The organism is Pseudomonas sp. MYb60 (assembly GCF_002979555.1).
Taxonomy (GTDB): domain Bacteria; phylum Pseudomonadota; class Gammaproteobacteria; order Pseudomonadales; family Pseudomonadaceae; genus Aquipseudomonas.
Window position 1 is genome coordinate 365926 of sequence record NZ_PCOZ01000004.1, and the last position, 21628, is coordinate 387553.

The following is a 21628-nucleotide window of genomic DNA, read 5'->3' on the forward strand; positions in this document are numbered from 1 at the left end:
TCCGGGTACAGGGATGGGCCGCTTAGAATATCTGGTCCGAAGCTCAGTGTCCGGCTACAGTAACCTCTTTGTCGAAAGGCTTTGTGCATGACTTTTTTGCGCCCTACCCTGCTGACGCTGGCTTGCCTGCTGGCCTCCCCAGGCTTCGCTGACGACCTGCCGTCACTTGGCGACGCCAGTTCTGCCATTGTCTCGCCACAACAGGAATATCAGTTGGGCCGCGCCTGGCTGGCTTATCTGCGCGGCCAGGTCTCGCAACTCAACGACCCGCAGCTCAAGGACTATGTCGAAACCAGCGTTTACAAGCTGGTAGAGACCAGCCAGGTGAACGACCGACGCCTGGAATTCATCCTGATCAACAGCCCGCAACTGAACGCCTTTGCCGCGCCGGGTGGAATTGTCGGGGTCAACGGCGGGCTGTTCCTCAATGCCCAGACCGAAGGCGAATACGCATCGGTACTGGCTCACGAACTCGCGCATTTGTCCCAGCGCCACTTCGCCCGTGGCGTGGAAGCGCAACAGCGCATGCAGATCCCGATGATGGCAGCCTTGCTCGGCGGCATCATTGCTGCAGCAGCGGGCGCAGGCGACGCGGGCATTGCGGCGATCGCCGGCAGCCAGGCTGCGGCCATCCAGGAACAGCGGCGCTTTTCCCGCCAGAACGAACAGGAAGCGGACCGCATCGGCATCCTCAACCTGGAGAAGGCCGGCTACGACCCACGCTCCATGCCGACCATGTTCGAACGCCTGATGCGCCAATACCGTTTCGACGCCAAGCCGCCGGAATTCCTGTTGACCCACCCGGTAACCGAGTCTCGCATCGCCGACACCCGTAACCGTGCCGAGCAGGCCAAGTCCGGCGGCAAGGAAGACAGCCTGCGCTATCAGCTGATTCGCGCGCGGGTGCAGTTGCAGTATGAAGACACTCCCGGCCTTGCCGCCAAACGCTTCCGCGCGCAACTGGACGAGAACCCGAAAAACGACGTGGCGCGCTACGGCCTGGCCATCGCCCAGATCAAGGGGTCGCAGTTCAAGGACGCGCGGGAAAACCTTGCCCCCCTGTTGGCCAAGGCGCCCAACGACATCACCTACAACCTGGCGCAGATCCAGCTGGACATGGACAACAATCGCCTGCCCGATGCCCAGCAACGCACCGACCGCCTGTTGACCCAATACCCCGGCAACTACCCGCTGAACCAGGTGCGCGTGGACCTGCTGCTCAAGCAGAACCGCAACGTCGATGCCGAAAAGGCCTTGGACGGCCTGCTCAAGTCACGCCCTGACGATCCGGACGTGTGGTACCAAGTGGCCGAGACGCGCGGCTTGTCCGGCAATATCATCGGCCTGCATCAGGCACGTGCTGAATACTTTGCCTTGGTGGGCGACTTCCAGCAGGCCATTCAACAGTTGGACTTTGCCAAACGTCGCGCCGGCAACAATTTCCCGTTGTCGTCGCGGATCGATGCACGTCAGCGTGAACTGATCGAACAGGAACGGCTGGTAAAGGGAATGATGAGCTAAACCATCACCCACTAAAAAGCCCCGCCCTCGTAGAACGAGAGCGGGGCTTTTTAGTGAGCGGCGGGTTTACTCACTCAGCTTGAAAGTGATGAAACTGGCACGCCCCTGACGCAGCACACGCATCGACACCGTGCGGTTCTTCGGCAGCGCCTTGGCGATGTCGGCGAACTCTTTGGTGGTGTTGATGGCCTGATTGTTCAGGTGAGTGATGACGTCGCCAGGCTGCAGGCCGATCAGGGCCGCAGGACCATCCTGCACTTCCTTGATCACCACGCCGCCCTTGAGGTCGAAGCTCTTCTTCTGCTCGTCGGTCAACTCAACCACCGCGATCCCCAGGCGGTTGCTGCTGCGCTCGGCACCTGGCTTGGCGTTGCCCAGGGCATCCAGCGTCGCACCCTCTTCCGGGATCGCGCCAACGGTCAGCTCGACGTTCTGGCGCTTGCCTTCGCGGATCACTTCCAGCTTGGCCTTGCTGCCAGCCTTGAGCGCGCCGACCAGATGCGGCAGGTCCGCCGACATGACGATAGGCTGACCATTCATGCTCAGGATCACATCACCGACCTGCAGGCCACCCTTGGCTGCCGGGCCATCGTCCTGGATCTGCGCAACCAGGGCACCGGCCGGCTTGTCGAGGCCGAACGATTCAGCCAGGTCCTTGTTCACTTCCTGGATGACCACGCCCAACCAGCCACGACTGACTTTGCCGCCCGCCTTGAGTTGGTTGGAGACGTCCATGGCCACGTCGATCGGGATGGCGAACGAGACGCCCATGAAACCGCCGGAGCGGGTGTAGATCTGCGAGTTGATGCCGACCACTTCACCCGCCAGGTTGAACAGCGGACCACCGGAGTTGCCTGGGTTGATCGGCACGTCGGTCTGAATGAACGGCACGTAGTTTTCATTCGGCAGGCTGCGACCGATGGCGCTGACGATGCCCTGGGTGACGGTGTGGTCAAAGCCAAACGGCGAACCGATGGCGACCACCCACTGCCCGGCTTTCAAGTCCTGGGATTTGCCCAGCTTGAGCACCGGCAGGTCCTTGCCTTCGATCTTCAGCAAGGCCACGTCGGAGCGTGGGTCGGTGCCCACCAGCTTGGCTTTCAACTCACTGCGATCGGCCAGGCGTACAAGGATTTCGTCGGCGTCGGCAATCACGTGGTTGTTGGTGAGGATGTAACCGTCCGGCGAGATGATGAAGCCCGAGCCCAGGGACTGTGCTTCACGCTGACCACCGCCGCCGCGCGGGGCGCGTGGTTGTGGCATGCCGCGCTCGAAGAATTCGCGCAGCATCGGCGGCAGGCCTTCGAGGTCGGGCATCTGCTGGTTGGAGACCTTGCGGTCCGGCAGTTTTTGCGTGGTACTGATATTCACCACGGCAGGCGAGGCCTGCTCGACCAATTGGGTGAAGTCAGGCAGCTCGGCCGCTTGCGCGGACACGGCCTGACCCAGCACCAACACTGTGGCGACTATGGATAGGTAAGACTTCAAACGTGGTATCGACATACAGCTCCCGTTACGACGAGCAGGGTTGAGCGACAGGTTCAAGAAACGCCGAAAACTTCGACCGACATCTTTGTTCCGCGAACAAGGCAAAGCCAGAACCGACAGGCTCTGACCTATAAAAAACATGAGAGTTTTTTGCAAGTGAAAATGCTGATCCAGACATTTCATGTTCACTGTGGACTATCAGGCATGAAAGGAGCGTGAAAGCACAGGATGAACGCAGGATTAAGCGTTCACGGCGTGGCGGGCGTCTTTTTTTCACCGCGCACCGACAGGGCCACACGCTCGGCAGTGCCGATGGGAATTTCGCCGACGACCGTCACCATCATCTCGCCTTCCACCGTATTCAGGCGGCGCGATACGGCCACCGTAGGCCCCAACTGGGTACGGGTTTCCGTCACGCTGGCGTCGTTGATTCGCTCGAGAAATACTGAGAAGCGAGCCAGGCCGTCTTCATACATCAGGCTGTCGACGGTGGCTTTGGTGTGGGCATCTTTGCGGGCACTGCTGTTGGTCTGCTGGAAACCCGGCGGCAGCCACTCAAGGTGCCATGTTTCGCTGGATTCCACTTCTGGCGTCTTGCTGCTGCCGGCGGCAATGGGCGTGCATTCAGCGCTGGGCTGCAAGTCACGATCATCGGGCACCGTTGACGTATCCAATCGCGTGAACTGAAAGCGCTCCAGCAACTGGCCTTGCTCATTGAGCAGCAACGACTTGAGCGGCAATGCAGTGTCACGGTCCAGGTGCAGTTCAAACCCATAGCGGTACTGATCACGCGGTGTAATCGACACAATCACTGCGTTTCGACCGGCCACGCGAGACTTGCCGATGACGGCCAATTCGTAGAATTGATTGAGTTTCTGCGGATCCAGTGCACGTGAAGGGGCTTCACGTGAATTACCAAGGCCTGCGACGAGGGTGCCGCTGACACATTGGGCTCGTCCATCGATCCGCACGACTTCCTGAGCAGAGCCATCGAGCTGCAAGAGCCGCTCGCGTACCTGACCATTCTGGACACGATGCCAGATGTCGTGGGTAGAGAAATTGCCGTTACGCTCGTAGACGAACGTACCTTGAAAACTTTGCTGCTGCTCGGCCCGCCCAAGTCGCGTCAGCCAGTCTTGGGCTTCGTCGGCGTGGGCGGGCAGTACAAACCAGCTTCCGAGTAACAACGTAAGGAGCGGTATGGCTCGCATAGAGCTCCCTACGGATCAGCGGTTTTCCAGGCTTGCCGCGCGAGCGTAAGGCAGAGCGGTTTCAGTGCCTTTCAGGGCTGATTCCTGTGCGTGTTGGCGCAGGTAACCTGGAAGACGCTGATCCTGCCAGCCGGATTGCCCTTGCAATACACCGCTGGCCATCGGGCCGGTGGTGTCAGAGCTTTCCTTGTAGCCGGCCAATACCGCTGGGCCTTTGACCTGAGGTCCAGCCATCACTGGCTGCTGGGTCTGCTGGGCCAATTCGGCACCGGCGATCTCGTCCTGGTTGTACAGGCGAACACCGGCCAGCACGGCAACAGTCACCGAGGCAGCGACTGCCAGACGACCCAGGCTACGCCATGGACCACGAGCAGCTTTAGCCGGAACGGCTTCATCAGCCAGCGCGGCAGAAACGGCCGCAGCAATATCCAGACGAGGGATTAGAAGATCCTTGTGCATCACCGCCCGAGCGACTTGGTAACGAGACCAGGTATCACGGGTATCGGCATCATCAAATGCGTTGAGCACTCGACGAAGTTCCAGTTCATCCGCTTCGTTATCCATCACTGCGGACAGCGATTCCTGCAGGGCATCACGACTCATGGCGGTTCCTCTCTTGGCTGTCGCCGCTGTCTTTAGTTTTCCTGCAACAACGGTTGCAGGGCTTTATCGATGGCTTCCCGGGCCCGGAAAATCCGTGACCTTACAGTCCCCACCGGACACTGCATGACGCTCGCAATGTCTTCGTAACTCAGACCATCGAATTCACGTAAAGTTAACGCCGTACGCAAATCTTCTGGCAGTTGCTGAATGGTGCGATGAACGGTGCCTTCGATCTCGTCGCGCAGCAATGCACGCTCCGGCGACTCGAGATCTTTGAGGCCGTGATCACCATCATAAAATTCAGCATCTTCTGAACTAACATCGCTATCTGGTGGGCGGCGTCCGCGAGACACCAGATAGTTCTTCGCCGTGTTGATGGCGATGCGGTAGAGCCACGTGTAAAACGCACTGTCACCGCGGAAATTGCCCAGTGCACGGTACGCCTTGATAAAGGCCTCCTGTGCAACGTCCTGCGCTTCATGGGTGTCGTGCACAAACCGCACGATCAACCCGAGAATTTTGTGCTGGTATTTCAGCACTAGCAGATCAAAAGCTCGCTTGTCGCCGCGTTGAACGCGCTCGACCAGCTGCTGATCCTCTTCCTGGGTTAGCATGAACACTCCTCGTTGTACTTGAAGGAGGCTTGCATAACTAAACGATCAGGCTTGCAAACATAGACTCGGTCTTTTCGCAAAAGTTCTCCCCCTTCAAGCAAGTTTCCGGCACGCACTGATTTGGCACACACGAAAAACGCAGCGCGGGCAACGCCGGCTGCGCGAATAATCTTGTCGCCGGTTTTCTGACGCGTCCAATGCTCCCGACGGGCCAATAAACTCAACGTTTTCCCAGCTTTCGGGCAACCTGCTATTGAGTCGGGGCTTATGCAAAAAGTTCCCGCCTCAACAACCGGCTGATTTTACCCTAGCCGTGCACCGTAATCTCACATTGCCACGAATGCCCGGCTATTGTGCCGCTCCACCCCTCTATATACTAGTGGCCCGTGTGCCCCTTTGATTCGCCGATCCAGGCGTCCTGTCTGCGCCAGCCCCTTGGATCGCTTTTTGCGGAATCCTATCAATGAGCCAACAGTTTCAACACGATGTCCTGGTGATCGGCAGCGGCGCCGCCGGTTTGAGCCTGGCGCTGACGCTCCCCAGCCACCTGCGCATTGCGGTACTGAGCAAAGGCGACCTGGCCAACGGCTCGACATTCTGGGCCCAGGGCGGCGTCGCCGCGGTGCTGGATGACACCGATACGGTGCAATCCCATGTCGAAGACACCCTCAACGCCGGCGGCGGGTTGTGCAATGAAGAGGCGGTGCGCTTTACCGTCGAGCACAGCCGCGAGGCCATCCAGTGGCTGATTGATCAGGGCGTGCCGTTCACACGTGACGAACACGCCGGCACGGTCGACAACAGCTTCGAATTCCACCTGACCCGTGAAGGCGGTCACAGCCATCGCCGCATCATCCATGCCGCCGATGCCACCGGCGCCGCCATCTTCAAGACCCTGCTCGAACAGGCCCGCCAGCGCCCCAACATCGAATTGCTGGAACAGCGGGTGGCCGTCGACCTGATCACCGAAAAGCGTCTGGGTCTGGACGGCGATCGCTGCCTCGGCGCCTACGTGCTCAACCGCGCCAGCGGCGAAGTCGACACCTACGGTGCACGCTTCACCATTCTCGCCTCGGGCGGCGCCGCCAAGGTCTATCTCTACACCAGCAACCCCGACGGCGCTTGCGGCGACGGCATCGCCATGGCCTGGCGTTCGGGCTGCCGGGTCGCCAACCTGGAATTCAACCAGTTCCACCCCACCTGCCTGTATCACCCGCAGGCCAAGAGTTTCCTGGTCACCGAAGCGCTGCGCGGGGAAGGCGCCTACCTCAAGCTGCCCAATGGCGAGCGCTTCATGCAGCGCTTCGACCCACGCGCCGAGCTGGCGCCGCGAGATATCGTCGCCCGCGCCATCGACCACGAAATGAAGCGCCTGGGCATCGACTGCGTCTACCTGGACATCAGCCACAAGCCCGAAGACTTCATCAAGACACACTTCCCTACGGTCTACGAACGCTGCCTGGCGTTTAACATCGACATCACCAAAGGGCCGATCCCCGTGGTTCCGGCCGCGCATTACACCTGCGGCGGGGTGATGGTCGACCAGCACGGCCGTACCGATGTGCCCGGCCTGTACGCGATTGGCGAAACCAGCTTCACCGGCTTGCACGGCGCCAACCGCATGGCCAGCAACTCACTGCTCGAATGCTTTGTATACGCGCGCTCGGCCGCGGCGGACATCCTCGAGCAACTGCCCCATATTGCAGTACCGGACGCCCTGCCCCGCTGGGACGCCAGCCAGGTTACCGATTCGGACGAAGACGTGATCATCGCCCACAACTGGGACGAGCTGCGCCGCTTCATGTGGGACTACGTGGGGATTGTGCGCACCAACAAGCGTCTGCAACGGGCCCAGCACCGCGTGCGCCTGTTGCTGGATGAGATCGACGAGTTCTACAGCAACTACAAGGTCAGCCGCGACCTGATCGAGCTGCGCAACCTGGCCCAGGTCGCGGAGCTGATGATCCGCTCGGCCATGGAGCGCAAGGAAAGCCGAGGCCTGCATTACACCCTCGACTACCCGGACATGCTGCCCGAAGCCCGCGACACTATCCTGGTGCCAACCACCTACGGCGGCTGAATTTCAGGCGTACCCGCAGGCGCCGGTGCACATCGGCGACCTGCGAATCCCTGGGCACACACACCGACCGCACCCACCACTGCCCCGGCACGCGATAGCGCAGCACCACGACCAGCGGCAGCGCCAGGCTGTCGGGACGCAGTTGAACGCCGTGCCAGCCCCGCTCATGACTGAACAGCTGCCAGCCGTCGGCGTCACGGCGCAGGCCACGAATCGACGAACGGTGAGTCAACAGGATATGACGGGGCACGACCCAGGCGGCATGGGCCAGGCACAGGAAAATACCCAGGCTGGACAACGGCAGATGCATCGACAGCAAGGCACCCAGCGCAGTCAACTGGGCAAGAAGATACGCCGCCAGCAACCCTCTAGAGGCCTGCCAGCGGCATTCAAACGCGGGATTACTTGGGCTGGACACGGTCCAGGATCATCCGGACCATGCGCTGAAGCTCCGGGTCTTCGGACTCGCTGCGCTCCATGAACCAGCCGAACATGTCCTGGTCTTCGCACGTCAACAGCCGGACGTAGAGGTCGCGGTCCACCGGGTTGAGGGTTGCGTACACCTCTTTGGTGAAAGGCACCAGCAACACGTCCAGTTCCAGCATGCCACGACGGCTGTGCCAGTAGAGACGATTGATTTCTACATCTTCGACCATGGAACGCTCCTCAAATAGGCGGCAAGTATACAGGCCCGACGGCACTGGAACACTCGGCTTTGGTCGCCCCATACGGAAACTATCCATTTGCCGGGCGCCCCTCTATGATGCACCCATGACTTTTTGACCTGCGATGACCCATGGCTGACTCTGCTTTCTTCTGCCCCCTGTCACACGAAGGCGTCCTCGCCGTCCGCGGCGCCGACGCTGCCAAGTTCCTGCAGGGCCAACTGACCTGCAACCTCAACTACCTGAGCGACATTCAGGCCAGCCTCGGCGCGCGCTGCACGCAAAAGGGGCGCATGCAGTCAAGCTTCCGCATCCTGCTGCAAGGCGATGGCGTGCTGCTGGCCATGGCCACCGAGTTGCTGGAGCCGCAACTGGCGGACCTGAAGAAATACGCTGTGTTCTCCAAATCCAAACTCACCGATGAAAGTGCCGCCTGGGCGCGATTCGGCCTGGTGAACGCGCAATCTACACTGGCCAGCCTGGGCCTCGAATTGCCGGCCGAGACCGACAGCGTGGCCCGCACCGACACCTTGATCGCCATCCGCGTGTCCCCTGGCCGTGCCGAACTCTGGGTACCTGCCGAGCATGCTGATGCCGTGCGTGGCCAACTGCTCATCGAAGAAAAACCGTTGAATGAATGGCTGCTCGGCCAGATCCGTGCCGGCATCGGCCAGGTCATGCCACAGACCCGCGAGCTGTTCATCCCGCAGATGCTCAACCTGCAAGCCGTCGGCGGCGTGAGCTTCAAGAAAGGTTGCTACACCGGCCAGGAAATCGTCGCGCGCATGCAATACCTGGGCAAACTCAAGCGCCGCCTGTATCGCCTGAGCCTCGACGCGTCGGCATTGCCCGAACCCGGCACCCCGTTGTTTTCGCCCAGTCACAACAGCGCGATCGGCGAGGTGGTGATTGCAGCTAATGCTGACCAAACCATTGAACTTCTGGCCGTGCTGCAAGCCGAAGCTGCCGAGAGTGGCGATGTGCATTTAGGCACACTGGAAGGCCCCGGCCTGCACCTGCTTGACCTGCCTTACACACTCGATCGCGATCGAGAGATCCAGCGTTAATCGCCGTACCTTTTTGCAACACCCTAGAGAGCATGAATGAACAAGCTGGCGGAAAAAGTCCAACAGGCGTTGGTGAGAGCCATCGACAACGATGACCTGGTTCTGCCGACGTTACCGGAAGTGGCGCTGCAAATTCGTCAGGCCGCTGAAGACCCGGAGATCAGCATCAGCCACTTGAGCAAAGTGATCGGTCGCGACACCGCGCTGTCGGCGCGCCTGATCAAAGTGGTCAACAGCCCGTTGATGCGCGCGACCCAGGAAGTCACCGATCTGCACACCGCCATCACCCGGCTGGGCACCAACTACAGCAGTAACCTGGCGATTGGGCTGGTGATGGAGCAGATTTTCCATGCGCGCTCCGAGGCGGTCGAACAGAAGATGCGCGATGTATGGCGCCGCAGCCTGGAAGTCGCGGGCGTCAGCTACGCGCTATGCCGCAGCCACAGCCAGCTCAAGCCGGACCAGGCGGCGCTCGGCGGCCTGGTGCACCAGATTGGCGTGCTGCCGATCCTCACCTATGCCGAAGACCATTACGAACTGCTCTCTGACCCCGTCAGTCTTGACCACGTCATCGACAGCATCCACCCCGTGCTCGGCGACAAACTGCTGAACGTCTGGGATTTCCCGGAAATGCTCGCCAAACTACCGGGCCAGTACCTGAACCTGGAACGCGACTCAGCCAGCCTCGACTACATCGACCTGGTGCAGATTGCCGTGCTGTATTGCCATCGCGGCACCGACCACCCGTTGGCGAGCGTCGCGGTGTCCAACCTGCCGGCTTTGCGCAAACTGGGCGTCGACCCGTACAGCGAGGCGCTGCGCGTCGAGCTGGATGAAGCGCGCTCGATGTTCTACTGATCAACCGGCGATAAAACTCACGCGCACCTTCAACCCGGCCTGCTCACCATCGTGCAGGCTGATCTGCGCCAAGTGGGCGCGGCAGATTTCGCCAACAATCGCCAACCCCAATCCTGAGCCCATGCCTTGCTGGCTGCGGCGATAGAAGCGCTCGAACACCCTGTCGCGTTCATCCTGGGGAATGCCGGGGCCGTCATCCTCCACCTCCAGCACCGCCGGTGCCGACACCCGCAAAATCACGTTGCCGCCCGGCGGGGTGTGGGCCAGGGCGTTGTCTACCAGGTTACTCAGCAATTCATTGAGCAAGGTCGGCTCGCCACGCAGCCACACCGGCTCATCGGCTTCCAGCGCCAGCGCCACGCCTTTCGCATGGGCCAGGGGCGCCATGGCCATGCCCAGCTCCCGGGCCAGTTGGCTCAAATCCAGCAACTGCGCGCCGCCCTCGGCAATTGCCCGGGCGCCGTTTTCGATGCGCGCCAGCGACAGCAATTGATTGGCCAGATGAGTCAGGCGGTCGGTGCCTTGGGCGGCGGTTTCCAGGGTGGTGCGCCAGGTCGCCGGGTCCTCGGCACGCAAGCCCAATTCCAAACGGGCCTTGAGCGCCGCCAAAGGGGTACGCAGTTCGTGGGAAGCATCGGCGATGAACTGCGCCTGGCGTTCGAACTGCCCGCGCAGGCGCTCGGTGAAATGGTTGAGGGAACGTACCAGCGGGCCGAACTCATGCTGCACTTCCACCAACGGCAATGGCCGCAGGTCATCCGGCTGGCGTTCTTCCACCGCCGTGCGCAGGCGTTCCAGCGGACGCAACGCAGCGCTCACCGCAAACCACACCAGCAGCAAGGCGCCCACGGCGAGCATGCCCAGGCGCAGCAGCGTGTCGGCCATCAGGCTGCGGGCCATGCTCACCCGTGCCTCATCGGTTTCGGCCACGCGGATTTCCGCCATGCCGTTCATGTTCGGTTCGGAAACCGCCTTGAGCAGGCTCACCACCCGCACGGGCTGGCCTTGGTACACCGCGTCATAGAAGCGCGCCAAGGCAGGATAGTCATCGGTGCGCGGCGTGCCGGGCGGTGGGCCGGGGAGGTTTTCGTAACCGGAGATCAGCTTCTGGTCGATGTCATTGACCTGGTAATAGATGCGTCCGGCACTGTCGTAGGCGAAGGTGTCCAGCGCCACGTAGGGCACATTGGCGCTCAAGGTGCCGTCCACCTGGGTCAGGCCGGCAGCGATGGTCCGCGCCGAAGCCAACAGAGTGCGGTCGTAGGCCGTGTCGGCGGCCTCGCGACCGTTCCAGTAGGCGCTCATGCCACTGGCGAGCATCAGCAGCACCAACAACAGCGCCAGGTTCCACAGCAACCGCCAACGCAGGCTGCTGGGCTTATGCATCGCGGGCTTCCAGCAGATAGCCCAGGCCACGGAAGGTCACGATGGCGATGGGCTGGCCATCGAGTTTCTTGCGCAAGCGGTGCACGTAGATTTCGATGGCGTCGGGGCTCGCCTCTTCATCCAGGCCGAACACCTGGGAGGCCAGTTGTTCCTTGCTCATCACCCGGCCCGGGCGGGCAATAAGCGCCTCCAGCACCGCCTGCTCGCGGGAGGTCAACGTCATCAGCTCGCCGCCCACGGTGAAACGCCGCGTGTCGAGGTCATAGACCAGCACCCCGCAGGTCTGCTGGCGCTCGCCGCCCAGCACGCTGCGGCGCAGCAGGGCCTTCACCCGGGCTTCTAGCTCGGTCAGTTCGAACGGTTTGGCCAGGTAGTCGTCGGCGCCGAGGTTCAGGCCGTGCACGCGGTCTTTTACATCGCTGCGCGCGGTCAACATCAGCACCGGCAGATTTTTCCCGCGGGCCCGCAAACGGGCGAGCACCTCAAAACCGTCCATGCGCGGCAGCCCCACATCGAGGATCACCGCCGCGTATTCCTCGCTGCTCAAGGCCAGGTCCGCCGCTACGCCGTCGTGCAGCACGTCGACGGTCAAACCCGTGCTCTTGAGCGCCTGGGCGACACTTTCGGCGAGTTGCAGATGGTCTTCAACCAGCAAGACACGCATGGATTTCTACCTCGTTCAGGGGTGGTCGACGCCACGCTTTGCCGGGCAGTTTACAGGCGCCGCCTGCCCTGTGAAGCCCGAAAACATTGAAAGGCCATTGAAAGGTTAGTGAAAGCTTCGCCCTTTAGCATCCAGTCACGGTGGTCTGCCCACCGAGCTGCTTGAGCCGCAGCGCCCGAAAAACGCCACGAAGCGTTTTCGCCAAAATAAGAACAATAACGGAGTACACAACGATGCTGTCGACACAGCCCCAGGCCCTCTCGCCTGTGCGTTCTTCTCGCCTGACCCACACCGCCCTCGCCAGTGCCGCTGCCCTTGCCGGCTTTTCGCCGCTTGCCCAGGCTGCCTTCTTCGAAGACAGCAGCGCGACCCTGGAAACCCGCAACATGTACTTCAACCGTGACTTTCGCGACGGCACCAGCGCGCAGCAATCCAAGCGCGACGAATGGGCCCAGGGCTTCATGCTCAACCTGCAATCGGGCTACACCGACGGCACCGTCGGTTTTGGCGTGGATGCACTGGGCATGCTGGGGGTCAAGCTCGACTCCAGCCCCGACCGCACCGGCACCGGCCTGCTGCCCACCCACGACGATGGCCGCGCCGCCGACTCGTACTCCAAGCTGGGCCTGACCGGCAAGGTGAAGATCTCGGCGACCGAACTGAAGATCGGCGCGCTGATCCCTGAACTGCCAATCCTCAAGCCCAACGACGGGCGCATCCTGCCGCAGACCTTCAACGGTGGCCTGATCACCTCCAAGGAATTCAAGAACCTGGTGTTCACCGGCGGCCGCCTGGACAAGGCCAAGGACCGCGACGACAGCAACTACGAAGACATCGCGCTCAACAACAAGAACAGCCGCTTCGTCAGTGGCGCCACCGGCAAGCATTTCAACTTTGGCGGCGCCGACTACAAGTTCGCCGACAAGATCACCGGCAGCTACCACTTCGCCCAACTCGATGACGTGTACCGCCAGCACTTCCTTGGCCTGGTCGCCGCCCGGCCGATGGGCCCCGGCACCTTCGCCACCGACCTGCGCCTGGCCATCAGCGATGACACCGGCGCAGCCCGTGGCGGCAAGATCGACAACACCTCGCTCAATGGCCTGTTCAGCTATGCCCTCAATGGCCATAAGCTCAGCGCCGGCTACCAGCACATGTCCGGCGACAGTGCATTCCCTTACGTGGATGGCAGCGACCCGTACCTGGTCAACTTCGTGCAGATCAACGACTTTGCCGGCGCCGAGGAGCGTTCCTGGCAGGCACGTTATGACTACGACTTCACCAAGCTGGGTATTCCAGGCCTGAGTTTCATGAGCCGCTACCTCTCGGGTGACAATATCAAGCTCAGGAACGGCGACACTGGCAAAGAGTGGGAGCGCAACAGCGAGATCAAGTACGTGGTGCAGAGCGGCACGTTCAAGGATGTGGCCGTGCGCCTGCGCAATGCCACCTATCGCTCCAACTATTCAGCCCGTGATGCGGATGAAATGCGCTTGCTGGTGAGCTACAGCATCGCGCTCTGGTAGTAGCCCCTCATAACAACAAAGACGGAGAACACCATGACCTTTTCACTGCGTAAATTGACTCTCGCCGCCGGCTGCCTGCTGTTCGCCGGCCAACTGCTGGCCGCCGACGAACCCAAGCGCCCGGAATGCATCGCCCCGGCCTCCCCCGGCGGCGGCTTTGACCTGACCTGCAAACTGGCGCAGAGCGCGCTGGTCAACGAAAAGCTGCTGAGCAAGCCGATGCGCGTCACCTACATGCCCGGCGGCGTCGGTGCGGTGGCCTACAACGCCGTGGTCGCCCAGCGCCCTGCGGATGCTGGCACCCTGGTGGCCTGGTCCAGCGGTTCGCTGCTGAACCTGGCCCAGGGCAAGTTCGGCCGCTTCGACGAAGGCGCCGTGCGCTGGCTGGCAGCCGTTGGCACCAGCTACGGGGCCATCGCCGTGAAAAACGATTCGCCCTACAAGACCCTCGACGATCTGGTCAAAGCCCTGAAGAAAGATCCGGGCAGCGTCGTGATCGGTTCCGGCGGCACCGTTGGCAGTCAGGACTGGATGCAAACCGCGCTGATCGCCAAGGCCGCCGGGATCAACCCGCGTGAACTGCGCTACGTGGCGCTCGAAGGTGGCGGTGAAATCGCCACTGCCCTGCTCGGCGGTCACATCCAGGTCGGCAGTACCGACATCTCCGACTCCATGCCGCACATCCTGAGCGGCGACATGCGCTTGCTGGCGGTATTCTCCGAACAGCGTCTGGACGAGCCGGAAATGAAGAATATTCCGACCGCCAAAGAGCAAGGCTACGACATCGTCTGGCCGGTGGTACGCGGTTTCTACCTGGGGCCAAAAGTCAGCGATGCCGACTACGCCTGGTGGAAAGAGGCGTTCGACAAACTGCTGGCCTCCGACGAATTCGCCAAGCTGCGTGACCAGCGCGAGCTGTTCCCGTTCGCCATGACCGGCCCGGAGCTGGACACCTACGTGAAGAAACAAGTGGCTGACTACAAAGTGCTGGCCAAAGAGTTTGGCCTGATCCAGTAACCGCCCCCTGCCTGTCACATGGCCACGTCCTCTTCAACCGGGCGGCGTGGCCCAGGAGTTCCACATGCTCTTACAACGCATTTTCGCCAGCATCATGCTGCTGGTCTGTGCCGGTCTCGCGCTGATGGCCTGGCCGTATCAGGCCGCGTTTTCCTACGAGCCGGTGGGGCCTCGCGCCTACCCGCTGCTGATGCTCGGGCTGATGAGCCTGGGCCTGATCTACATGATCATTCGCCCACAACCGACCAAGCACACCGACGACGAGCCGCCACTGGACCGCGAAACCCTGGTCAAGATCGGCGTGTGCGTGGCGCTGCTGATCGTGTTCGCCGGCACCTTCGAGCCCCTGGGCTTCATCCTCAGCAGCATGCTGATCGGCATCCCCATGGCGCGCCTGTATGGCGGCCGCTGGTTGCCGAGCGTGGTGATCGTCAGCTTGATGGCCGTGGGCCTTTACCTGCTGTTCGATAAAGCCATGGATGTTCCGTTGCCCCTGGGCCTGCTCGACGTTCTGGAGAACTGATATGGATACTTTCAGCTACTTGGGCCAGGGCTTCGGCGTTGCACTGTCCCCTTATAACCTGGTGACCGCGCTGTGCGGCACCCTGATCGGCACCGTGGTCGGCCTGCTGCCGGGCCTGGGCCCGATCAACGGCGTGGCCTTGTTGATCCCGATTGCATTCGCCCTCGGCCTGCCACCGGAGTCGGCGTTGATCCTGTTGGCAGCCGTGTACCTGGGCTGCGAATACGGCGGGCGTATCAGCTCGATCCTGCTCAACATCCCGGGCGAAGCCTCCACCGTGATGACCACCCTCGACGGCTACCCGATGGCCCGCAAAGGCCTGGCCGGTGTGGCGCTGTCGCTGTCGGCGTGGAGTTCGTTCATCGGTGCGTTCATCGCCACCTGCGGCATGGTGCTGTTTGCGCCGCTGCTGGCCAAATGGGCGATTGCCTTCGGCCCTGCGGAATATTTCGTACTGATGGTGTTCGCGATTGTCTGCCTCGGCGGCATGGCCGGTGACAAGCCGCTGAAGACCTTCGTCGCAGCGTTGATCGGCCTGTTCCTGTCAGCGGTCGGCATTGACGCCAACAGCGGCGTGTACCGCTTTACCGGCGACAACATCCACCTCACCGACGGCATCCAGTTTGTCGTGCTGGTGCTGGGCCTGTTCTCCATCAGCGAGATCCTGTTGCTGCTGGAAAAAACCCACCGTGGCCAGGAAGCGGTGAAGGCCACCGGGCGCATGATGTTCAACCTGAAGGAAGCGTCTGCGGTGTTTGTCGTGAACATCCGTTGCGGCCTGCTGGGTTTCATCATGGGCGTGCTGCCCGGCGCCGGTGCCACACTGGCCTCGGCGGTTGCCTACATGACCGAGAAACGTATCGCGGGTGCCAGCGGTAAATTCGGCCAGGGCGACATGCGCGGTCTTGCGGCCCCGGAAACCGCCATCGGTGCCTCTGCCTGCGGCGCGCTGGTGCCGATGCTGACCCTCGGCGTACCGGGTTCCGGCACCACCGCGGTGATGATCGGCGCGCTGTCGCTGTACAACATCACCCCGGGCCCGCTGCTGTTCCAACAGCAACCGGACATCGTCTGGGGCCTGATCGCGTCGTTGTTCATCGCCAACATCATGCTGGTGATCCTCAACATCCCGATGATCCGCATCTTCACGCGCATCCTTGCCGTGCCGAACTGGGCGCTGGTGCCGGTGATTGCGATCATTACCGCGATCGGTGTGTACGCGGTTCACGCCACCACTTTCGACCTGTTCCTGATGGTCGGCATCGGCATCTTCGGTTACATCCTGCGCAAGCTCGACTTCCCGCTGTCGCCAGTGCTGCTGGGCTTTATCCTCGGTGGCCTGATGGAGCAGAACCTGCGCCGGGCGCTGTCGATTTCCAACGGCGCGCTGGACATCCTCTGGTCGAGCCCGATCACCTTTGGGGTGTGGGTGCTGACCGCGCTGATGCTGGCCTTCCCGCTGGTGCGGATCTACCGCAAACGTGCCCTGCAGCGTCGTGCCGTGGCCGATGTCTGAGGTCACCTTTAAACATTGGTGGGGAACACCGCTGGTCGGCCTGGCCGGCGGTTACCTGGCCAGCCTGGTCGGCTGGCCTTTGCCGTACATGGTCGGTTCGTTGCTGGCGATTATCCTGGTGCGCTGCCTCACGCCGTGGCAGCTGGCGGAGATTCCCGGCGGGCGCAAATGCGGCCAATGGGTGGTCGGCATCGGCATCGGCCTGCACTTCACCCCGGTGGTGATCGAGCAGGTGATGAGCCACTTCGGGCTGATTTTTTTCGGCGCGCTGGTCACCAGCCTGTCGAGCGTGGTCGGCGTGTGGCTGATGCGGCGCAGCGGTGAAGACCGCGCCACCGCGTTTTTCTCCAGCATGCCGGGCGGTTCCGGCGAGATGGTCAACCTCGGCGCACGCAATGGCGCGGTGCTCAGCCGCGTCGCGGCGGGGCAAAGTCTGCGGGTGTTGGTGGTGGTGCTGTGTGTGCCGGCGATCTTCAAGTATCTGCTGGAAGGCGGCGCGCCGCAGTTTCATCCGGCGCCGGTGAGTTGGCCGTGGCTGTTGGCGTTGTTTCCGCTTGGCGCGTTGGTGGCCTGGGGTTGGCAGCGCTTGCGTCAGCCGAACCCGTGGTTGTTCGGGCCGTTGCTGGTGAGTGCGACGGCCAGTGTCGTGTGGGATTTGCATATCGGCCTGCCCGATGGCGGCAGCCAGATCGGCCAGTGGTTGATCGGCAGCGGTTTGGGTTGTCACTTCAACCGGCAGTTCTTTCGCCGGGCGCCGTCGTTCATGGGGCGCACGTTGATTGGTACGGCGTTGACCATGGCGCTGGCGACGTTGGCGGCAGTCGGCCTGAGTGCCCTGACCCACCTGGACTTGCGCTCACTGACCTTAGGCATGATGCCCGGCGGCATTGCCGAGATGAGCCTCACCGCCGAAACCCTGCAACTGTCGGTACCGTTGGTGACGGCGATGCAGGTGATGCGGTTGTTGTTTGTGTTGTTTTTGGCGGAGCCGTTGTTCAGACACTGGAACCGGCAGCCCTGACCAATACCGGCGTGGCTCGCAACGAGCTGCGTCCGTTCGTCTTAACTGTCAAATCTCACAGCTAGGCAGGGTGGCAGGGGGGGCGTTGAATCGAGGCTGCGACTCAATTCAACGATGGATTACGGGTCGTACTCTTGATTAACACTCAGACAGGTATCCCGTCATGACACATGATCAGAATCTCCCGCCAGCCCTGCCCTGTGACTGCACATCTACGGAGCCTGCACCCGATCAAACTACGCTGCCAGCCCTGCCGCGTGGTTGCGTGCCCGCAGTGCAGCGCAGAAGACCGAGCAAAAAAGCTGGAGGTCGCCTGCCTGACCGGCCAGATGTCGGAGGCTGCCCACCCGGTTTTCACAGCCCCCCTTCAACCCGGCTGCCATTCACGGATCTATACCCTTATATTCCTAACCTGACCCCCATACCTGGCACCGACGGCGCTCTCAATAAAGCCGCCCTGGCGGTCAGCGCCCTCGGTGTCATCTACACCCTCCAAGCTTGGTTTGAACAGGCTGGGAATGACTTTGTCTGGGTTGAGCTCAATGGTTTTCAGGTCGCCAGCTACACCGTCTCCGACGCTGATGCAGCCATCGGCAAGGACATTACACTGAATATTGAGTCCGTCCGGTTTATCGACCAGGCGAACAACACGTTGCAAGGCTTCGTCAAGCGCTTTAGTGGCACCACGGATCAGACCGACGCCTTGAGCATCTGGGTGGACCAAAAAGAGCCAGGGGGCCTCGACCCACAGGCCAGTACACCCACCATCAATGAAAACCTGGCGCGTGTGCGTTTCGAAGATTCAACCATCGAAGCCTTCGGCATCATCACCCAGGCGGCCGCTCAACTGGGCATCAAGGTGATCATTGATAAATACCCGGTGAACCCGCTGGTGGATCAGGTCTACCACCGCAAAGAAGGTGATGTGATCTTCATCAGTATTGGCGGTGTGATCGCCACCCACAAAGTCAGCAGTTTTGAGGCATCCGGCAACGCCCCCATCGTTATCACCATCAACTACGGCACTTGGCTACAGGTGACGCCCGGGGTAAACATTCTTGAATGGTTTGTAAGGGATAAGGCCGGTAATCAGTCCATCGGCTTTTCAGTTCCAAGACTCATACAAAGCAACGTAGGTGGAGGCACTGGTCCGTTGCTGCCTGAGGGATTTGTAGTTGAATCTGATTACGACGCAGGTTCAGACGAAGACTTCATTGACACAGATTCACAATCGAGCGACCTGAACTTTGAAATACCCATCAGAAATCATGGTTGGGCTGCCAACGACCAGGCACTCGTCACCTATCTCGGGCTGACCGCAACAGGCGAGACCTCAAAACACACCGAAACAGTTAACGTTCCACAGCCAAATGCGCTGCGCATTTACGTTCCTCTGCCGTTGGCGTTTGCCAAAAAACTTGCGGGCGGCCGCTTGCTGATTACTTATGAACGCGTGCGGGCGGGTGAAGCCAATACGCCCTCCAATGCCGTCGTTTACAGTATGCGCGGCACACCTGTCGACAACAGTCGGCCGGCCCCTATCGTCAAAGGACTCGTGGGCGGAGCCTTGCCGGTAGATACCGATCCAGTAGAAATTACCGTGCCTTTCTTCGGGCAAGATCCCAGCGACAAGGTCGACCTGATCATCGAAGGCAAAGCCCTCGATGGCACGCCTGTTTATGCGAAATACTCTGAGATCGCGGGCACTGAACCGATCGACTACTTCCTGGACTATGCCAGCGGCTTCGCCGCCTTGGAGGGCTCCACGTTCAAAGCGTATTACGTGGTCAATGAAGACTTCACCCGCCCCTCGAAATCGGTGACCGTCCAGGTGGGTGACATTGCGGTGACGCTGCCCCCTCCCACCTCAGCAGAAGCACCACCGCCTGATCATGTGTTTGACGAGCTCGTCAGCAAAGGCAACCTGAGGGCGCTCGTCCATCCACATTCGAGCATCGCCCTGAACGATGAGGTCAGAATTGTTGCCACTGGCAGCAAACCAGGTGGCAGTGTAACCACCGCGTGGTTAAAAGTGACGCCGACCTGGTTTGGCTCACCGCTGCCCTTCACGATTGCACGCGCAATGGTGCTGGCGAACAAAGACGGCACCATGACACTGCACTGGGAAGTCAGGACGCTGCCTACCGACACACCGCTTAAATCCCTGCCACTGATCGTCAACGTAGGCGCGAAGCTACAATTGAACGAGTGCCCGAGCCTGCTCGAAAGCACTTACGTGGCACCTTGTGTCGTGCACCTTAACCCGCTGCACGTCTGGACGCCTTCGCCTCGTATTGTCACGTTCAGGGTCAAGTACCCGATGAACCCCGCAGACCTTGTGACGCTGGTGGTACAGAACAAGCCAGGCGTAGGCATGCCCGCAATTCCTGGCAAACCCGGGATCCCGGATGCCGGCCATGACTACATCACGTTTGCCTATATCAGTGATTTTGTCGCGGCTTACGTGGGTGAGTCCTTCACCGCGCATTTTGAAGTGAAGCGCAACAACGAGATTATTGAGTCTCCCAAACTGACCGTTGACGTGGATGCGCTGTCAGAACAAACCCTTGACTTGGTGAGCGTTCCTGAAGCGCAAGGAGGGCTGATCGATACCAGCCAGCCTAACAGCGTCGAAGCGAAAGCCTGGCCCTTCTTCAAACAGCAGCAACCTGTCTTCATTCACCTGCAGTGCGTGGAGAATCTGTTTTTGCGTCAAGGCATCAAAGTCAGCGCAGCAGAGTTCACAGCCAGGCGCACGCGTGATCTGATCCCGCAGGACTATCTCGACAAACTCAATGATGGTGGCACCCTGAACGTGCTTGCCAGCGTATCCATGGATGAGACAGGGCTTGAAAGCAACGCTATCGCGCTGAAACCAGTGTCTTACGGCATTCAGCGCAAGGCGTCCATTGTCAAACACATCCCGGTTGGGCAGGGTCGACACCGGATCGTCATAAGGCCGGATAGCCACATCGCATTTGTATTGAACATTGGCTCAGGGTCAATCAGCGTCATTGATATTCCAACCGCCAACGTCGTTCAGACGCTTATAGTGCCCAAGTGCTGGGGGATTGCCTTGAGTGCCGACGGAACAAAACTGCTGGCGAGTTATTACCACGAGATCTTGAACCCAGGGAGTTACGTCCGTGTATTTGACGCCCATACCTATACACTGCTTGCTCATATCCAACTAGGTCGTCGGTTACCGGAGGATATCACGACAACCTCTGGGCAACCCTCTTGGGGGTACGCTGCAATCTCTGAGTGGCTCAATTCCTATTACGAACATCGGCTCGTAAAACTCAACCTGCAAAACCATACAGTCCAAGCAGTTTCCCCGACTGTTCCATCGCAAATATCGAGGGTTTTCATGAGCCCCGAGAATATCCTATTTGCTGACCTTGGGGCTTCATTCGGGATGCGTCGGTACAATACTGCCTCCGATTCTTGGATCACATCAGCACCGTTTCCCGGGGCCGTCGCCGATCTTGCTTTTTCGCAAACCGGCGATAACGGCTTTTATGTCAAAGGTAACGAGTTGGGGGTTTTCAATCGAAAACTCAATACCCTGCTTCTTAAGGTGACGACATTCGACAACGCAAGGATGGTTGCTACGCACCCCATCGCCGAGAAGATTTATGTTGGTGATTTTGATCGCGATGAAGTCAGCATTCTCGACACCACAAACGACAGGCCTGAACTCATCAGTGTGTTGCCGGAATTCCACGGCCCTATGGATGCTGAAGTCACACCCGATGGCAAACATATGCTGGTAGCAAACGGTAAGGCCGACTTCGCGACACTGGTCAAGCTGTAAGTCACGAGGTACTCAAGGAGATGGCATAAAAAAACCCGTACTTGCGTACGG

Annotated in this window: 18 protein-coding genes; 10 read left to right on the top strand and 8 right to left on the bottom strand. The window is 60.6% G+C overall.

The features are described 5' to 3' along the window. The first annotated feature begins 87 nt into the window (after nucleotides 1-87). Nucleotides 88-1521: a M48 family metalloprotease gene (locus tag CQ041_RS09555; RefSeq protein WP_105522532.1), complete on the top strand. Its 1434-nt coding sequence runs from the start codon at nucleotides 88-90 to the stop codon at nucleotides 1519-1521. 66 nt (nucleotides 1522-1587) lie between these two features. Here the strand turns inward: CQ041_RS09555 and CQ041_RS09560 are convergent, their stop codons facing one another. From CQ041_RS09560 to rpoE, 4 genes are all read right to left on the bottom strand, one after another. Beyond that, on the bottom strand, nucleotides 1588-3024 hold the full coding sequence (locus tag CQ041_RS09560) for a DegQ family serine endoprotease (protein WP_105522533.1): 1437 nt from the start codon (nucleotides 3022-3024) through the stop codon (nucleotides 1588-1590). Between the two features lie 233 nt (nucleotides 3025-3257). Further along, complete coding sequence (locus tag CQ041_RS09565; RefSeq protein WP_105522534.1) at nucleotides 3258-4220, bottom strand: MucB/RseB C-terminal domain-containing protein; 963 nt, start codon at nucleotides 4218-4220, stop codon at nucleotides 3258-3260. 15 nt (nucleotides 4221-4235) lie between these two features. Further along, nucleotides 4236-4823 carry a sigma-E factor negative regulatory protein gene (locus tag CQ041_RS09570; protein WP_105522535.1) on the bottom strand — a complete coding sequence of 196 codons (588 nt, stop codon included), beginning with the start codon at nucleotides 4821-4823 and terminating at the stop codon, nucleotides 4236-4238. Nucleotides 4824-4855: 32 nt separating this feature from the next. Then, nucleotides 4856-5437, bottom strand: coding sequence for an RNA polymerase sigma factor RpoE (gene rpoE / locus CQ041_RS09575; protein WP_003172477.1), 582 nt, complete (start codon nucleotides 5435-5437; stop codon nucleotides 4856-4858). Between the two features lie 463 nt (nucleotides 5438-5900). Here rpoE and nadB point away from each other — a divergent pair, with 463 nt between their 5' ends. After that, complete coding sequence (nadB, locus tag CQ041_RS09580; protein ID WP_105522536.1) at nucleotides 5901-7517, top strand: L-aspartate oxidase; 1617 nt, start codon at nucleotides 5901-5903, stop codon at nucleotides 7515-7517. Here nadB and CQ041_RS09585 read toward each other — a convergent pair. Together CQ041_RS09585 and CQ041_RS09590 are read right to left on the bottom strand one after the other, a co-directional pair. Further along, nucleotides 7486-7935, bottom strand: a complete 450-nt coding sequence (locus tag CQ041_RS09585) for a hypothetical protein (protein WP_105522537.1) — start codon at nucleotides 7933-7935, stop codon at nucleotides 7486-7488. The genes nadB and CQ041_RS09585 overlap by 32 nt on opposite strands. Beyond that, nucleotides 7919-8173 carry a succinate dehydrogenase assembly factor 2 gene (locus CQ041_RS09590; RefSeq protein WP_105522538.1) on the bottom strand — a complete coding sequence of 85 codons (255 nt, stop codon included), beginning with the start codon at nucleotides 8171-8173 and terminating at the stop codon, nucleotides 7919-7921. The genes CQ041_RS09585 and CQ041_RS09590 overlap by 17 nt, the downstream gene beginning before the upstream one ends. Before the next feature lie 140 nt (nucleotides 8174-8313). Here CQ041_RS09590 and CQ041_RS09595 point away from each other — a divergent pair, with 140 nt between their 5' ends. Further along, nucleotides 8314-9249 (top strand): folate-binding protein YgfZ, encoded by a 936-nt coding sequence (locus CQ041_RS09595; RefSeq protein ID WP_105522539.1) that lies wholly within the window; start codon nucleotides 8314-8316, stop codon nucleotides 9247-9249. Between the two features lie 36 nt (nucleotides 9250-9285). Further along, entirely contained in the window at nucleotides 9286-10107 is an 822-nt protein-coding gene (locus tag CQ041_RS09600) for an HDOD domain-containing protein (protein ID WP_105522540.1), read from the top strand. Here CQ041_RS09600 and CQ041_RS09605 read toward each other — a convergent pair whose 3' ends face one another. Continuing rightward, nucleotides 10108-11493, bottom strand: coding sequence for a sensor histidine kinase (locus CQ041_RS09605; RefSeq protein ID WP_105522541.1), 1386 nt, complete (start codon nucleotides 11491-11493; stop codon nucleotides 10108-10110). Further along, entirely contained in the window at nucleotides 11486-12157 is a 672-nt protein-coding gene (locus tag CQ041_RS09610; RefSeq protein WP_048719583.1) for a response regulator, read from the bottom strand. The genes CQ041_RS09605 and CQ041_RS09610 overlap by 8 nt, the downstream gene beginning before the upstream one ends. Nucleotides 12158-12390: 233 nt before the next feature. Here CQ041_RS09610 and CQ041_RS09615 point away from each other — a divergent pair, with 233 nt between their 5' ends. The 6 genes from CQ041_RS09615 to CQ041_RS09640 all read left to right on the top strand — a co-directional run bounded on the left by CQ041_RS09615 (nucleotide 12391) and on the right by CQ041_RS09640 (nucleotide 21577). Further along, complete coding sequence (locus tag CQ041_RS09615; protein WP_105522542.1) at nucleotides 12391-13683, top strand: OprD family porin; 1293 nt, start codon at nucleotides 12391-12393, stop codon at nucleotides 13681-13683. 33 nt (nucleotides 13684-13716) lie between these two features. Next, the gene (locus tag CQ041_RS09620; protein WP_105522543.1) at nucleotides 13717-14700 is read left to right on the top strand and encodes a tripartite tricarboxylate transporter substrate binding protein; all 984 of its coding nucleotides are present in this window, start codon (nucleotides 13717-13719) and stop codon (nucleotides 14698-14700) included. Nucleotides 14701-14764: 64 nt separating this feature from the next. Beyond that, nucleotides 14765-15223 carry a tripartite tricarboxylate transporter TctB family protein gene (locus CQ041_RS09625; RefSeq protein WP_105522544.1) on the top strand — a complete coding sequence of 153 codons (459 nt, stop codon included), beginning with the start codon at nucleotides 14765-14767 and terminating at the stop codon, nucleotides 15221-15223. Between the two features lies 1 nt (nucleotide 15224). Then, the gene (locus CQ041_RS09630) at nucleotides 15225-16739 is read left to right on the top strand and encodes a tripartite tricarboxylate transporter permease (protein WP_105522545.1); all 1515 of its coding nucleotides are present in this window, start codon (nucleotides 15225-15227) and stop codon (nucleotides 16737-16739) included. Next, nucleotides 16732-17760 (top strand): AbrB family transcriptional regulator, encoded by a 1029-nt coding sequence (locus CQ041_RS09635; RefSeq protein ID WP_105522596.1) that lies wholly within the window; start codon nucleotides 16732-16734, stop codon nucleotides 17758-17760. The genes CQ041_RS09630 and CQ041_RS09635 overlap by 8 nt, the downstream gene beginning before the upstream one ends. A 265-nt stretch (nucleotides 17761-18025) precedes the next feature. Continuing rightward, nucleotides 18026-21577: a YncE family protein gene (locus tag CQ041_RS09640; protein WP_177429376.1), complete on the top strand. Its 3552-nt coding sequence runs from the start codon at nucleotides 18026-18028 to the stop codon at nucleotides 21575-21577. The last annotated feature ends 51 nt before the right edge of the window (nucleotides 21578-21628 follow it).

Bases quoted from the DNA above. Each gene is read 5' to 3' on its own strand.
- CQ041_RS09555 (WP_105522532.1), top strand. From the start codon at position 88: ATGACTTTTTTGCGCCCTACCCTGCTGACGCTGGCTTGCCTGCTGGCC.
- CQ041_RS09560 (WP_105522533.1), bottom strand. From the start codon at position 3,024: ATGTCGATACCACGTTTGAAGTCTTACCTATCCATAGTCGCCACAGTG.
- CQ041_RS09565 (WP_105522534.1), bottom strand. From the start codon at position 4,220: ATGCGAGCCATACCGCTCCTTACGTTGTTACTCGGAAGCTGGTTTGTA.
- CQ041_RS09570 (WP_105522535.1), bottom strand. From the start codon at position 4,823: ATGAGTCGTGATGCCCTGCAGGAATCGCTGTCCGCAGTGATGGATAAC.
- rpoE (WP_003172477.1), bottom strand. From the start codon at position 5,437: ATGCTAACCCAGGAAGAGGATCAGCAGCTGGTCGAGCGCGTTCAACGC.
- nadB (WP_105522536.1), top strand. From the start codon at position 5,901: ATGAGCCAACAGTTTCAACACGATGTCCTGGTGATCGGCAGCGGCGCC.
- CQ041_RS09590 (WP_105522538.1), bottom strand. From the start codon at position 8,173: ATGGTCGAAGATGTAGAAATCAATCGTCTCTACTGGCACAGCCGTCGT.
- CQ041_RS09595 (WP_105522539.1), top strand. From the start codon at position 8,314: ATGGCTGACTCTGCTTTCTTCTGCCCCCTGTCACACGAAGGCGTCCTC.
- CQ041_RS09600 (WP_105522540.1), top strand. From the start codon at position 9,286: ATGAACAAGCTGGCGGAAAAAGTCCAACAGGCGTTGGTGAGAGCCATC.
- CQ041_RS09605 (WP_105522541.1), bottom strand. From the start codon at position 11,493: ATGCATAAGCCCAGCAGCCTGCGTTGGCGGTTGCTGTGGAACCTGGCG.
- CQ041_RS09610 (WP_048719583.1), bottom strand. From the start codon at position 12,157: ATGCGTGTCTTGCTGGTTGAAGACCATCTGCAACTCGCCGAAAGTGTC.
- CQ041_RS09615 (WP_105522542.1), top strand. From the start codon at position 12,391: ATGCTGTCGACACAGCCCCAGGCCCTCTCGCCTGTGCGTTCTTCTCGC.
- CQ041_RS09620 (WP_105522543.1), top strand. From the start codon at position 13,717: ATGACCTTTTCACTGCGTAAATTGACTCTCGCCGCCGGCTGCCTGCTG.
- CQ041_RS09625 (WP_105522544.1), top strand. From the start codon at position 14,765: ATGCTCTTACAACGCATTTTCGCCAGCATCATGCTGCTGGTCTGTGCC.
- CQ041_RS09630 (WP_105522545.1), top strand. From the start codon at position 15,225: ATGGATACTTTCAGCTACTTGGGCCAGGGCTTCGGCGTTGCACTGTCC.
- CQ041_RS09635 (WP_105522596.1), top strand. From the start codon at position 16,732: ATGTCTGAGGTCACCTTTAAACATTGGTGGGGAACACCGCTGGTCGGC.